Genomic DNA, 13,172 nt, shown 5'->3' with positions numbered 1-13,172 from the left:
AATTCAGTCAGAAATAGCCCCTCATTCTATCTAACGAATTTAAAAAACACCCGCAGGTGTTTTTTATACTCTATTTATTCGAAACTACTTATGCCAAGTTTTTCCAGAACTAAGGCAATACCGTCATGATTGTGACTAGCTGTTACGTGTCCGACTTGCTCCTTGACTTCTTGAGGCGCATTTGCCATAACATAAGCTTCACCTACTGCCTCTAGCATGTCTAAATCGTTAAAATTGTCACCAAAAGCAAGCGTATCTGCCATATCAACCTCGTAATGCTGCGCCAAAGTCTGGACTGCCCTTCCTTTATGAATCCCACTTGCCATAATTTCAATATAATAAGGCAGCGACCTTGCAATTGATAAATCTGAATAGAGACTTTTTAGCTTATTTTCCAAAGCTTCCATGCGTTCTGGTTCACCCATTAACAAGATTTTATGAACTTCTGGCAATCGACCGATTTGTTCCAAGTTCGCTTCCTTAGAGGCTAAGTCCACCACGCGCTCTTCACGTGAAATCCAACGATTAGCACGGTTTTGGGACAACCACTTTTCACCGCTGTAAACATTCCAAGCAACGTCAGAGACTTCTTTTTCTAAATACTGACAAATCGCTTGCGCTTCTTGTGGACTCATCGGACAACTATCAATTACTTGCCCTTGTTCATCTTGGATGAGGGCACCATTATAGGAAATCATGGGTACATCAGGTAAAAAATCTTTCAAAATTGGCTTAATCGCCTCTGGCATACGCGCCGAAACTGGAACAAATAAAATACCTGTATCAACAGCATGACGAAGGGCTTGGCGTGTCCTAGGCATCACTTTTAAGGCATCATTAATAAGAGTGCCGTCAATATCACTAAAAATTATTTTTACCATTGTACTTTTCCTCCTATTTTCTCTCAGTATAGCATTTTTTGAAAAGGTTTTCAAAAAAACTATTTCCTGATAATAACAAAAAAAGCTCAAGTCAAAAACTAACTCGAGCTTGGGTTGGTTAAAATGGTAATTCTTCCTCTTCCAAAACTAAATCAGCGAGGTCGTTTGCCACATTATTTTCTCGCATAGCACGTTGGGCACGGCTTTCTAAAAGTTGGAAAGAATGGCAAAGCACTTCTGTCACATAATTCGTGTGACCATCTTTTTCATATTTGCGTGTGCGAAGCTCGCCATCAATCGAAATCAGACTTCCTTTTCCAGCATAAGAAACAAGAGTTTCTGCTAAACGTCCCCAAACCACAATTGAAATAAAATCAGCCTCACGCTCACCATTTTGCGATTTAAAACGGCGGTTAACTGCTAATGTTACACGTGTAACAGATTTCTCATTTGACGTCGTCACAAGCTCAGGCTGCGCCGTCAAACGACCAATCATAATAACTTTATTGTACATCATTACCTCCTTATCTTATTATTCGAAAAAGAATCTAGAAAACAGTAAATTAATGTAACAAAAAAGTCCTAGTTTCCTAGGACTTTCCTATTTCTTACCCTTTCCAGTGTTTTTCTGGGTTAAAGGCTTCGCCGACTAGGGCTGTGTCATCAAGTTCGATGATACCACGTTTTTGTGGGGCGTTTGGAAGGGCTAATTCGCGAGGTGAGCACATCATACCAAAGCTCTTTTCGCCACGAAGGGCACCTGGGAAAATAAGGCTTCCGTTTGGCATCATAGCACCTGGAAGGGCTACGATTGTCTTCAAACCAACAGCGGCATTTGGCGCACCTGCAACGATTTGAACGATTTTGTCATCTGAGATTTGTACTTGGCAAATGTTCAAGTGGTCGCTGTCTGGGTGAGCAACCATTTCTTTGATTTGACCAACAACAAATTTTGGTGAAGGCTCATTTTCCAATTGTTCGCTAAAACCTTCTTTTGTCAATTCAGCGTTCAATGTTGCAACGTCTTGGTCAGATAGAGTGACTTGACCAACACCTTCAATTGTAACCAAGCTTGACACTTCAAAAATATTCCAAGCAACTGTTTCACCATTTTTCTCAAGGAAAACGCGTGAGACATTGCCTTTGCGTTCATAGTCAAGTTTAGCACCTTTGCTATCTTTGACAATTACCATGAGGACATCACCGACATGTTCTTTGTTGTACGTAAAAATCATTTTCTCTCCTATTTCAATCCAGCTAAAAAGCTGTTAATTTCTGCTTTGGTTTTGCGTAATTTATTAACCAAACGACCAATTTCTTTTCCATTTTCAGTCACCACAAAACTTGGAATCCCAAAAATATTCCAGCGTTGTGCTACTTCCATGAAATCATCACGATCCACACGGACAAAGGTGAATTCTGGATTTTCTGCTTCAATTTCAGGCATGACTGGATAGATGAATTGGCAATCTGGACACCAATTTGCCGTAAAAAAGAAAACCACTTTTTCAGGTTTTTCTAGATAGGTAGCCATTTCTTCATAGGATTTTGGGCTAATCATTTTTCTCCTCCTCATAGCTAATCTCACCATTTTGGTAAACGAATTGAAACGTCCGACCGTCCTCTAAAACAAGACCACCAGTCGTTCTCTCCTTATCAGATTCAAAAGCATTTACATAAAGCACCGAGATATTGTCAAATCGACTAAAATAATCACGAATGGCTTGCTTAATTTTTTCTTGTCGCTTTTCTTCGCATTGTTTTTTTAGGATTGCTCCCAAAATGATGACACCACCGACTCCCACTAAGCTAAAACGTGACAGTAAGTTTCTTTTTTTGTTTCTCATACGCTTTATTTTAGCATATTTCCTAGCAGATTTCCAAAGAACAAGACATAGGATTTTGAGTCGAAATGCTGCAGTTGCCATTACTAAGACATCTAACCTAGCAGTCACGGTAGGTGATTGCTACCACTTCAGCACTATATAAGCACTAAGATTAAACAAATCTACTTGGTTAAGATTGAGACTGTCAGACTTTCACAGAATATGATATAATGCAGTCACGTAGAAACAATTACGACAAAGTTAGCCACTGGTTCAGACTATCGGATTTCGTAGCATCGTTATGGTAGAGGGATTCTCAGTTAGTATCTTGTTTGCCTTTGACTGAAGGCTAAGAAGAACGCCGACCAACAAACTGTTACTCAATGTCAACCTGAATTTGCCATAGTTGCTACTGATAATGCTTACCAAAGGCTATAGTTACAGGATACAAGAAGCACAAGGAGAACGCATGTTTATTAAACAAGAGCAAGCATCAGATATTACTGCTGTTGATCAGGTTATCAAGAAAGCATTTGCACCCCTACCTTATTCTGATCATCAAGAACATTTACTTGTCCGACGACTACGCCAAAGCAAAGAATTCATTCCCGAATTGTCTTTGGTTGCTGAGCTTGACGGTCAGATAGTCGGTCATATCTTATTCACCAAAGCACAGGTCAATCATACTACTGTCCTAGCTTTAGCTCCCCTCGCTGTCCATCCCGATTATCAACAGCAAGGGATTGGATCCGCCCTAGTTAAGAAAGGGCATCAATTAGCGCAAGCTCTACAGTTTCCTTATAGTATTGTCTTAGGTGACCCTCAATATTACTCAAGATTTGGCTATCAAGCAGCAAAAAACTGGGGCATTTTCCCTCCCTTCGATGTTCCGAGCAATCATTTTATGGGGATTAAATTGATTCAATCAGCTCCTCCGTTGCATGGCACATTAGCCTATTCTGAGGCATTTGGAGTTTAAATCAAAAAATAACTATTCATTTATGAAAGAATCGAGGTTTTTATGTCAGAATTATTTTCAAAAATAAAAGAAATCACAGAACTGGATAGTATTGCAGGATACGAACATAGCGTTCGTAACTATCTTCGTTCAAAAATCACACCGCTCGTTGATGACGTGCAAACTGACGGTCTTGGTGGTATTTTTGGTATTAAAAACTCTGCTGCTGAAAATGCACCACGCATCATGGTTGCCGCTCACATGGACGAAGTTGGTTTCATGGTCAGCGACATCAAAGCTGACGGTACCATGCGTGCTGTTGGTATTGGTGGGTGGAATCCTTTGGTGCTAAGCTCACAACGTTTTACTCTTTACACACGTGACGGTCGCGCAATTCCAGTCGTTTCTGGTTCTGTTCCACCGCATTTCCTTCGTGGAGCAAATGGCTCTGCTGCTCTTCCAAAAATCGATGACATCATTTTCGACGCTGGATTTACAGACAAAGCTGAAGCAGAAGCATTTGGCATTCTTCCAGGCGACATCATCGTACCAAAATCTGAAACAATTCTCACAGCCAACCAAAAAAATGTTATCTCTAAAGCTTGGGACAATCGCTTCGGTGTGCTTATGGTAACCGAATTGCTTGAAAGCCTTAAAGGGCAAAAACTTGATAACACTCCTCTTGTTATTACAGCGTAGCTTTTGTCTTAGTTCATAGAGTGCCGTAAAGTGCCTATTTACAGGCTTTTCACGGGTTTTATGAATTTATCACATTTCATCAAAAATCGTCAATGTACAAAAATTTGGTGTCAAAATTGGTGTCAAATAACCTTGATTTGAGATTTTGATGAGTAACACATCAGTATAAAAAATTGAATATTTCATAGACTATGGAACGCCTAACATGACGTTCCTTTTCTATTTCCAGCCGTTCTTATTGGACGGCTATTTTATTACCCAAAATGAAAGGAGCATTAGATTTATGAAAAAGACATGGAAACGATTGTGTACGGGCTTCTTAGCTCTTGCAACTGTCGTTACTGCTTTACCGACTACACCCGTTCATGCAGAAAGTAAGCAATACTGGACGGAGTCAAAAGAGCGTGTCGGTATCGTTGAAAAAGTAATGAATGACGGTTCGATTGGTTCTACCTTTAATGAGGGACATTTAACCGTTGAGGGCGAGGACGCTTACTGTATCGACATCAATACAGATTTTAAGAATGGCTACAAGACCAGAGCTGACGCAAGCTCACGCATGAGTATCGACCAGATAAGCGACGTTGCCTTATCTATCGAATATGTAAAACAGTACACAGACAGCCACAGCGGAATAAGCAAAAATCACGCTTACCTTTTAAGACAGCTTGTAGTCTGGCAGAGATTGAGCGTACATCTTGGCTGGCAATGTGATAACGTGCGAGCTTCTTATGATGAAATTCCAAAGGCTACGCAGGACGAAGTTTTCGCTGGTGCAAAAGCCTTTGTCAAAGAGAATAAGGGACGCTATGAATGTGGCGGTTATATCTACTCTGGCGAGGGGCAGGAATTGGGACAATTCTGGGCGAAGCTGAATGTCGGAAATGCGAAACTGCAAAAGACTTCCAGTAATACCAGCATTACAGACGGTAACGGAAATTACTCTGTCGCTGGTGCGACATACGGTGTCTTTTCTGATAAGGACTGCACGAAACAGCTTGCCACCCTTACGACTGATGAAAACGGAAATACAGATATTGTAGAGGTAAAAGCAGGCACAGTCTATATCAAGGAATTATCCGCACCAGCAGGATATAAAGTGGATAAAACTGTATATTCCTTAAAGGTTGAAGCTGGAAAGACAGCAACCTTGAAAGTATCAGATACACCGAAAGTAACGGACACGTTGATTGAGCTTTTCAAGATTGATATGGAAACACAGAAAGACAATCCGCAGGGGAACGCTTCTTTAGCAGGTGCGGAATTTACATGGAAGTATTATGCTGGCTTCTATAACAAAGACAATCTCCCTGCCGAAGCTACTCGTACATGGGTTACAAAGACAATCGCTGAAACTGACAGCGACGGGACAACTCATTACATCACAAAATTAACGGACGCATACAAGGTATCTGGCGACAGCTTCTATATGCAGGACGGCAAAGCGGTTCTTCCACTTGGGACACTAACCGTTGAGGAAACAAAAGCTCCAAACGGTTACTTGTTAGACGGTGCATATATGCAGGCTGGCGATAAGTCCGAACAGATTAAGGGCTTATATGTAACACAGATTACCGAGGACGGCGACCTTGCCGTACTATCTGGAAGTAACCAGTTTTCCGTATCAGACAAGGTTATCCGTGGCGGTGTGAAAATTCAGAAACGAGATTTAGAAACGAGCGATACAAAGCCACAAGGAAGTGCCACTTTGAAAGATACTGCTTTTGACATCATTTCCTTAAATGATAATTCTGTTTTGGTTGAGGGCAAGTTATACAAGAAAAATGAAGTGGTAAAGACTATTCATACAGACCTTGAGGGTGTCGCTTCTACTTCTGCTGACCTTTTACCTTATGGAAACTTCCGTATCGTTGAAAGTGAAGCTCTCGACGGTTACTTAACTGACGGTGCGAAACCGATTGATTTTACAATCACAGAAAACGGAAAAATCGTGGACTTAACCGACGAAGCCCATTCTATCTACAATCAGATTAAGCGTGGAGATATTGAGGGTGTAAAAATCGGTGCAGGCACACACAAGCGTCTTGCTGATGTTCCCTTTAGGATCACAAGCAAGACAACGGGCGAAAATCATGTTGTGGTAACTGATGATAACGGGCAGTTCTCCACTTCTTCTGAATGGGCTTCACATAAGCACAATACTAACGCAGGCAAGACAAGCGAGGACGGTGTATGGTTTGGAACTTCTGAACCAGACGACAGCAAGGGTGCATTACCTTATGATACCTACATCATTGAAGAATTACGCTCTGATAGTAACAAAGGCTTTGAACTTATCCCACCTTTTGAAATCGTGGTATCAAGAAATAACCTTGTGATTGATTTAGGAACGCTGACTGATGAATACGAAAAAGAAATTTCTATCCATACCACAGCGACCAGCAAGGACGGCGAAAAAACTATCCTTGCAGGAAAAGAGATTACGATTGTTGATACTGTAAAATTGGACGGACTTACAAAAGGCACAAAATATCAGCTCAAAGGCTGGCAGATGTTAAAGGAAGAAAACGCAGAACTTCTTATTGACGGGAAACGTGTAGAAAACGATTATACCTTTGTCGCTGATGATGAGGAAATGAAAGTGGAAATTTCCTATACATTCAATGCGTCTGCTTTAGGTGGCAAAAACCTTGTTACCTTTGAAGAATTGTATGATTTAAGCAATCCAGACGAACCCGTAAAAGTTGCAGAACACAAAGACATTGAGGACGACGGGCAAACGGTACTTATCACAGAGCGTATCATCAAGATACATACGACCGCTACCGATAAGGACGGCAACAAAGAGCTTGAAGCAGGAAAAGACGTTACAATCATTGATACCGTAACCTTAGAGGGCTTAGAAATCGGTACACAGTACAAACTTGTGGGCTGGCAGATGTTGAAAGAAGAAAATGCAGAACTTCTTATCAATGGAAAGCGTGTGGAAAGCGATTATACGTTTACCGCTGACAGCAAAACTATGAAAGTGGAAGTTGCTTTTACGTTTGACGCTACTTCTCTTGACGGCAAACAGCTTGTAACTTTTGAAGAATTATATGATTTGAGCAATCCAGACGAGCCGAAGAAAGTTACCGAGCATAAGGATATTGAGGATAAGGGACAGACGATTACCTTTAAGGAAAAGTCAGAAGAACCAGAAAAACCCGAAACGCCACCGACACCAGAAAAGCCTAACAGACCTAGCGACAGTCCCAAAACGGGCGATAACACCAACCTTTACGGACTGCTTGCACTTCTTATGACTTCTGGTGCTGGGCTGGCAGGTATCTTCTTCTACAAACGCCGTAAAATGAAGAAATCATAAGGCAGTAACGGTATGAAGAAAGAAAAATCACGCTCTCCGCCGAATCGGTCAAACGGCAGACTTCCGCTTATTCTGGCTTGTCTGCCAACAACCTGCAAGAACACGGATAGTCAAGGGTGCGTAAGCATTGATTTTACCCTTTACTATCTGTGGGATTGCTGGTACTTCCCAAACCGCCAGAATAAGAAATCACAATCAATTTATCAAAAATAGAAAGAAACGAGGTAAAACAATATGGAAATGAAATATGTCGTGCCAGATATGGTACAGTCTTTTGGAACTCTTGAATTTGCAGGCGAAAGTGAGCCAGTCTTTGAAAGAGATAAAAATAACCGCAGGGTCTTAGCAAGACGAAGCTATAACCTTTATTCTGACGTACAGAAAGGCGAAAATGTTGTGGTAGAAATTCCCGTGCAGGCTGGCGAAAAAAAGTTCAAGTATGAACAGAAAGTAAAACTTGTCAATCCGAAGTTATACGGCAGAGGTTATGCAATCGGGGATATGGGACATACCGATTATGTGTTAGTTGCTGATGATATTGTAGCAGTTGAAGAAAAGTAAAGGAGTGAAGAATTTATGAGATTATCAAACGGGTTTGTTATTGACAAAGAGAAAACATTTGGAGAATTAAAATTTACAGCGGTGCGTGATGTGTTCTTGCAGAATGAGGACGGAACACCGAGTACCCAGCTTAAAAAGCGTATCTATGATTTGAAGTGCAGTCTGCATGGTGGAATTATCCCCGTGTCTGTACCGCCAGAAGTACCGTTAAGGGAATTTCCTTACAATGCAGTCGTGGAGCTTGTCAATCCCGTAGCCGATACGGTATCAAGAAAGACGTTTGGTGGTGCAGATGTGGACTGGTATGTAAAGGCAGAGGATATTGTCTTGAAGAATAAAGGCAACCAGAACGCAGGCAATCCACAGAATAATAACACGCAGGGACAGCCGAAAAAACAAAATTAGAGATTAGATTTTTATTGTGAGGTAATTCGTTGAATGATATAATTAGGATAAATTGTGAGGTGCTTATCTATGAAAGTATTAGTTAGTTCATGTATCATGGGAAAAAACTGCAAATATAACGGTGGGAATAATCTCAATCCGAAAGTTGTAGAGTTTCTAAAAGACAAAGAGGTTATCGAGATTTGTCCAGAATTATTAGCGAATATGCCTACACCACGTCCTAGTGCGGAAATAGTAAATGGTATTGTCATGGATATAAATGGAAATATTGTTGATGAGGAATATCGTCATGCGGTACAGTTGGCTTTAAATGAAATAAAAAGTGTGGAAATAGACTTAGTTATTCTGCAATCAAGAAGCCCAACTTGTGCAGTCAAAAATATTTATGATGGTAGTTTTACGGGAAAATTGATAAAAGGTCAAGGTCTGTTTGCACAAGCGTTAATTGAGGCTGGATATAAAGTGTTGGACTCAGAAGATTTTTAATGAATAGTAATGAAAAAGCAGTTAGTCTTAGGATTGACTGTTTTTTTCATACCCAGAAAGGAGTGATTGATTTATGCGTAAGATTTGGAACAAAGGACACCGTATCAGAGCCAGCGACAAACACCTTGTCTATCATTTTTCCATAGGGACGCTTCTGTTTGTATTCGTGGCGGTTCTCTTGTTACTCAATATCAAACAGCTCATGTGTACCGATTGGGAGCATTTCAGCTTGTTAGAGAACGGCTTGACGCTTTCCCCTTACAACTTCATAACCATACTGATAGCGACTGGTGTTTGTGCATTGGTCGCTTTTCTATATTACCGCTTTTGTTACGACGGTTTCAAGAAGCTCCTGCACCGTCAAAAGCTGGCAAGAATGGTACTGGAAAATAAGTGGTATGAAGCTGATACCGTACAAGACAGCGGTTTTTTTACTGACCTGCAAAGCAGATCAAGGGAAAAAATCGTCTGGTTTCCAAAGATTTATTATCAAATGGAAAAGGGACTGCTTCATATCCGCTGTGAAATTACGCTGGGGAAATATCAAGACCAGCTTTTACGGTTAGAGGATAAATTGGAAAGTGGCTTGTATTGCGAACTGACCGACAAGACCTTACATGACGGTTATATCGAATATACCCTGCTTTATGATATGATAGCGAACCGCATTACCATTGATGAAGTACGGGCAGAAAACGGCTGTCTTAGACTGATGAAAAATCTTGTCTGGGAATATGACGCACTCCCTCACGCTCTGATTGCTGGTGGGACTGGTGGCGGTAAAACGTATTTTCTGCTGACGCTCATTGAAGCCTTACTGCATACTAACGCTGTCCTTTACATCTTAGACCCGAAAAATGCGGACTTAGCAGACTTAGGAACAGTTATGGGAAATGTGTATCACACCAAAGAAGAAATGATAGACTGTGTCAATGCCTTTTATGAGGGCATGGTACAGCGAAGTGAGGAAATGAAGCAACACCCGAACTATAAGACGGGCGAAAACTATGCCTATCTGGGACTGCCACCCTGCTTTCTTATCTTTGATGAATATGTAGCATTTTTTGAAATGCTGGGGACGAAAGAAAGTGTGAGCTTACTTAGCCAGTTAAAGAAAATCGTTATGTTAGGACGACAAGCAGGTTATTTCCTTATCGTTGCCTGCCAGCGTCCAGACGCAAAGTATTTCTCGGACGGTATCAGAGATAACTTCAATTTCCGTGTGGGCTTGGGGCGTATCAGCGAATTAGGTTACGGTATGCTGTTCGGTTCAGATGTGAAAAAACAGTTTTTTCAGAAGCGTATCAAGGGGCGTGGCTATTGTGATGTGGGAACAAGCGTTATCAGTGAGTTTTACACGCCTTTAGTCCCGAAAGGACATGATTTTTTGCAGACTATCGGCTCTCTTGCACAAGCAAGGCAGGACGGGACGGCGACGTGCGAAGCGAAAGGCGACGGCACGGACTAGCCGTTGCTGGTGTGGCGTAAGCCACGCCAGCAGGTAAAACCCCTCGGTATCTAACAGAGGGGTACGTTTGCAAATAGACAATAGACAAAAAACATAGGAAACATAAGGCTTCTGACATGGTTTTCTAGTAAAAATCGACTGTGAAGTCGCCTTAAAAAACTTCACACTTTACAGATTGGGGGTATGGTTCTGAATGAAGAACAATGGATAAAAGAATTACGGGAGAAACGGATTGCTTACGGTATCTCACAAGGCAGGCTGGCGGTGGCTTCGGGTATCACAAGGGAATATCTCAACAAGATAGAAAGTGGAAAAATGAAGCCGTCAAAGGAACTTCTGGAAACTCTGCATAAAGAACTGGCAAGGTTCAATCCAGAAGCACCGCTTACCATGCTGTTTGATTATGTGAAAATTCGTTTTTCCACGCTGGATATACAGCACATCATCAAAGATATATTAAAACTGAATATCAATTATATGCTCCATGAAGATTACGGACATTACAGTTATGCGGAGCATTATTCTTTAGGGGACATCTTTATCTATACGTCGGCTGACGAAGAAAAAGGTGTCCTTTTAGAATTAAAGGGGCGTGGTTGCCGACAGTTTGAAAGTTACCTGCTGGCACAGCAAAGAAGCTGGTATGACTTCCTCATGGACGCACTTATAGACGGTGGCGTGATGAAACGTATCGACCTTGCTATCAACGACCATACGGGCATTTTGGATATTCCAGAGCTTGCGGAAAAATGCAGAAAACGGGAATATATCGGAAAGTCCAGAAGTTATAAGTTTTACCAGTCTGGCGAACTTATCAAGCACAGAGAGGACGACAGAGAATATATGGGACGTACACTTTATCTTGGTTCGCTGAAATCAGATGTGTATTTCTGTATCTATGAAAAAGACTATGAGCAGTACGTCAAGTTAGGGACACCGCTTGAAGAAGCCGACATTATCAATCGTTTTGAGATACGGCTTAGAAATGAACGAGCCTATTATGCAGTACGAGATTTGTTGACTTATTATGACGCAGAACAGACTGCTTTTTCTATCATCAACCAGTATGTGCGGTTTGTTGATGAAGAACCAGACAAGCGAAAAAATGACTGGAAGCTCAATGACCGCTGGGCTTGGTTTATCGGCGATAACAGACAGAGCTTGAAACTGACGACAAAGCCAGAGCCTTACACCTTAGAACGTACATTGCGTTGGGTACAAAGGCAGGTAGCACCAACCTTGAAAATGCTGAAAAAGATTGATAAGGGAAACGGTACAGACTACATGGAAACAATCGAACAGCAGGCAAAGCTCACAGAAAAGCATGAAATGATAATCAAACAGCAGACGACCCCTGCAAAAGATTTGGTGGAAAGTTAGGAGTGATAAAAAATGTGGGTATTAGTAAAAGACTTCCTGCTGGTATCTATGGGAATGGGTATCGGCGTAGTCTTGATGTGTATTTTGAATGTCGGCAAAGAAGCTGACTGTGAAATGAAACAATGAAAAGAAAGCGAGGACAATTAAATGAATTTCGGACAAAATTTATATCAATGGTTTTTATCAAACGCACAGAGCTTAGTGCTTATGGCGATCGTGGTTATCGGTATCTACTTAGGGTTCAAGCGTGAGTTTTCAAAGCTCATTGGCTTCTTGGTAGTTGCCTTGATTGCTGTCGGTTTGGTATTCAACGCTGGCGGTGTGAAAGATGTACTGTTAGAGCTGTTCAATAAGATTATTGGGGCGTAATTTAAATTCCTCCTTTGTCGAAAAACTATTTTATTCATTTGTACAAGATAAAGGTGTATGATATACTATAACACAAATAATCTAAGAAAAGAGGAATAAAATGAGTAGTATAGATAGTGATGTAAAATTTCCAGATATGAAATACTATAATATGAGTAAAGCGGGTGATATGGCATTATATCTAGCTCATTGTGATTTTTACCCTTTTAGAAGTGTGATTGAAAATAACAAAATTGCTTTAGATGCGATAGCTGAAAGTTATCGAGATATAGCACAGCAAGCTCGTCAAAATGATGATTTTGTAACAGAAAGTTGGGCAATGACAAGTGGTTCACTCCATAGTTGTCGTGTAGACCTTTTAACACAATACTCCTTATTATTAACAATGGTTTCATTATTAGAGGAATCAGTAAATACACTTTGCCGAATATATCACGATACTGAACATCTTACAAAAGAGTTAAAGGATATAAAAGGTAGTGGATTAGAAAGAGCCGCTAAATACCTAAAAAACGAAGTAAATATTAAGGGGTTTTATGAAAATAAGAATTGGGAATACATTACAACAATTCGTGACGCTAGAAACATGGTTGTTCATAATGGTGGTAGGCTAACAAAAGGCTTTGAGAAATTTGATAAGTTTGGAATTGGCTACCGTGAAGAAGATAAACAACTTTATTTGGAATATCAAGATATTGTAAAAATGTACGACGCAATTATGGATTTCATGGAAGATTCTTTTAGAAAAGAACCACTATAATTATTTTGGTTTTATAACACGTATATCAGCAGTAAATCATAACGGTTTACT

15 protein-coding genes and 1 pseudogene are annotated in these 13,172 nt (G+C 40.7%); 11 read left to right on the top strand and 5 right to left on the bottom strand.

What is annotated here, in order from left to right; genetic code table 11:
- Positions 1-74: 74 nt before the first annotated feature.
- From CCC20_RS06590 to CCC20_RS06570, 5 genes are all read right to left on the bottom strand, one after another.
- Positions 75-881, bottom strand: a complete 807-nt coding sequence (locus CCC20_RS06590) for a Cof-type HAD-IIB family hydrolase (RefSeq protein ID WP_058692643.1) — start codon at positions 879-881, stop codon at positions 75-77.
- 118 nt (positions 882-999) lie between these two features.
- Entirely contained in the window at positions 1,000-1,395 is a 396-nt protein-coding gene (locus CCC20_RS06585) for a single-stranded DNA-binding protein (protein ID WP_013851404.1), read from the bottom strand.
- A 94-nt stretch (positions 1,396-1,489) separates the two neighbouring features.
- Entirely contained in the window at positions 1,490-2,116 is a 627-nt protein-coding gene (gene ytpR / locus CCC20_RS06580; protein WP_003062937.1) for a YtpR family tRNA-binding protein, read from the bottom strand.
- An 8-nt stretch (positions 2,117-2,124) separates the two neighbouring features.
- Entirely contained in the window at positions 2,125-2,442 is a 318-nt protein-coding gene (locus CCC20_RS06575) for a thioredoxin family protein (RefSeq protein WP_009853246.1), read from the bottom strand.
- Positions 2,435-2,728, bottom strand: a complete 294-nt coding sequence (locus tag CCC20_RS06570; RefSeq protein ID WP_041974068.1) for a DUF4651 domain-containing protein — start codon at positions 2,726-2,728, stop codon at positions 2,435-2,437. The genes CCC20_RS06575 and CCC20_RS06570 overlap by 8 nt, the downstream gene beginning before the upstream one ends.
- 448 nt (positions 2,729-3,176) lie before the next feature.
- On the opposite strand from CCC20_RS06570, the gene CCC20_RS06565 reads away from it, so the two are divergent.
- From CCC20_RS06565 to CCC20_RS06515, 11 genes and pseudogenes are all read left to right on the top strand, one after another.
- Positions 3,177-3,686 carry a GNAT family N-acetyltransferase gene (locus CCC20_RS06565; protein ID WP_058692642.1) on the top strand — a complete coding sequence of 170 codons (510 nt, stop codon included), beginning with the start codon at positions 3,177-3,179 and terminating at the stop codon, positions 3,684-3,686.
- 42 nt (positions 3,687-3,728) lie between these two features.
- Positions 3,729-4,343, top strand: a pseudogene (locus CCC20_RS06560) (zinc-binding metallopeptidase family protein); the annotation flags it as partial.
- Positions 4,344-4,647: 304 nt separating this feature from the next.
- Positions 4,648-7,692 carry an SrtB-anchored collagen-binding adhesin gene (locus CCC20_RS06555; RefSeq protein ID WP_287179723.1) on the top strand — a complete coding sequence of 1,015 codons (3,045 nt, stop codon included), beginning with the start codon at positions 4,648-4,650 and terminating at the stop codon, positions 7,690-7,692.
- A gap of 234 nt (positions 7,693-7,926) precedes the next feature.
- A complete protein-coding gene (locus CCC20_RS06550; RefSeq protein ID WP_004843348.1) occupies positions 7,927-8,253 on the top strand; it encodes a YdcP family protein in 327 nt (108 codons plus the stop codon).
- 15 nt (positions 8,254-8,268) lie between these two features.
- Positions 8,269-8,658, top strand: coding sequence for a YdcP family protein (locus CCC20_RS06545; protein WP_009319862.1), 390 nt, complete (start codon positions 8,269-8,271; stop codon positions 8,656-8,658).
- Positions 8,659-8,727: 69 nt separating this feature from the next.
- Entirely contained in the window at positions 8,728-9,144 is a 417-nt protein-coding gene (locus CCC20_RS06540) for a 2-thiouracil desulfurase family protein (RefSeq protein ID WP_117508783.1), read from the top strand.
- Positions 9,145-9,226: 82 nt separating this feature from the next.
- Positions 9,227-10,612, top strand: coding sequence for an FtsK/SpoIIIE domain-containing protein (locus CCC20_RS06535; RefSeq protein ID WP_445585637.1), 1,386 nt, complete (start codon positions 9,227-9,229; stop codon positions 10,610-10,612).
- Positions 10,613-10,795: 183 nt separating this feature from the next.
- Positions 10,796-11,992 carry a MobT family relaxase gene (mobT, locus tag CCC20_RS06530; protein WP_119362474.1) on the top strand — a complete coding sequence of 399 codons (1,197 nt, stop codon included), beginning with the start codon at positions 10,796-10,798 and terminating at the stop codon, positions 11,990-11,992.
- A gap of 12 nt (positions 11,993-12,004) precedes the next feature.
- The gene (locus CCC20_RS06525) at positions 12,005-12,118 is read left to right on the top strand and encodes a DUF3789 domain-containing protein (RefSeq protein ID WP_117578419.1); all 114 of its coding nucleotides are present in this window, start codon (positions 12,005-12,007) and stop codon (positions 12,116-12,118) included.
- 21 nt (positions 12,119-12,139) lie between these two features.
- A complete protein-coding gene (locus tag CCC20_RS06520) occupies positions 12,140-12,361 on the top strand; it encodes a hypothetical protein (RefSeq protein WP_002323342.1) in 222 nt (73 codons plus the stop codon).
- Between the two features lie 100 nt (positions 12,362-12,461).
- Positions 12,462-13,121, top strand: coding sequence for a hypothetical protein (locus CCC20_RS06515; protein WP_117508872.1), 660 nt, complete (start codon positions 12,462-12,464; stop codon positions 13,119-13,121).
- Positions 13,122-13,172 lie beyond the last annotated feature (51 nt).

This window comes from Streptococcus sp. LMAG:39, assembly GCF_008680485.1.
GTDB classification, from domain to species: domain Bacteria; phylum Bacillota; class Bacilli; order Lactobacillales; family Streptococcaceae; genus Streptococcus; species Streptococcus pasteurianus.
Note: the sequence above shows the minus strand (reverse complement) of the source record. Positions and strands in the feature narration are given on the sequence as shown.

Excerpts from the sequence above, each read along its gene's own strand:
- CCC20_RS06590 (WP_058692643.1), bottom strand. The coding sequence starts at position 881 with ATGGTAAAAATAATTTTTAGTGATATTGACGGCACTCTTATTAATGAT.
- CCC20_RS06585 (WP_013851404.1), bottom strand. The coding sequence starts at position 1,395 with ATGTACAATAAAGTTATTATGATTGGTCGTTTGACGGCGCAGCCTGAG.
- ytpR (WP_003062937.1), bottom strand. The coding sequence starts at position 2,116 with ATGATTTTTACGTACAACAAAGAACATGTCGGTGATGTCCTCATGGTA.
- CCC20_RS06575 (WP_009853246.1), bottom strand. The coding sequence starts at position 2,442 with ATGATTAGCCCAAAATCCTATGAAGAAATGGCTACCTATCTAGAAAAA.
- CCC20_RS06570 (WP_041974068.1), bottom strand. The coding sequence starts at position 2,728 with ATGAGAAACAAAAAAAGAAACTTACTGTCACGTTTTAGCTTAGTGGGA.
- CCC20_RS06565 (WP_058692642.1), top strand. The coding sequence starts at position 3,177 with ATGTTTATTAAACAAGAGCAAGCATCAGATATTACTGCTGTTGATCAG.
- CCC20_RS06555 (WP_287179723.1), top strand. The coding sequence starts at position 4,648 with ATGAAAAAGACATGGAAACGATTGTGTACGGGCTTCTTAGCTCTTGCA.
- CCC20_RS06550 (WP_004843348.1), top strand. The coding sequence starts at position 7,927 with ATGGAAATGAAATATGTCGTGCCAGATATGGTACAGTCTTTTGGAACT.
- CCC20_RS06545 (WP_009319862.1), top strand. The coding sequence starts at position 8,269 with ATGAGATTATCAAACGGGTTTGTTATTGACAAAGAGAAAACATTTGGA.
- CCC20_RS06540 (WP_117508783.1), top strand. The coding sequence starts at position 8,728 with ATGAAAGTATTAGTTAGTTCATGTATCATGGGAAAAAACTGCAAATAT.
- mobT (WP_119362474.1), top strand. The coding sequence starts at position 10,796 with ATGGTTCTGAATGAAGAACAATGGATAAAAGAATTACGGGAGAAACGG.
- CCC20_RS06525 (WP_117578419.1), top strand. The coding sequence starts at position 12,005 with ATGTGGGTATTAGTAAAAGACTTCCTGCTGGTATCTATGGGAATGGGT.
- CCC20_RS06520 (WP_002323342.1), top strand. The coding sequence starts at position 12,140 with ATGAATTTCGGACAAAATTTATATCAATGGTTTTTATCAAACGCACAG.
- CCC20_RS06515 (WP_117508872.1), top strand. The coding sequence starts at position 12,462 with ATGAGTAGTATAGATAGTGATGTAAAATTTCCAGATATGAAATACTAT.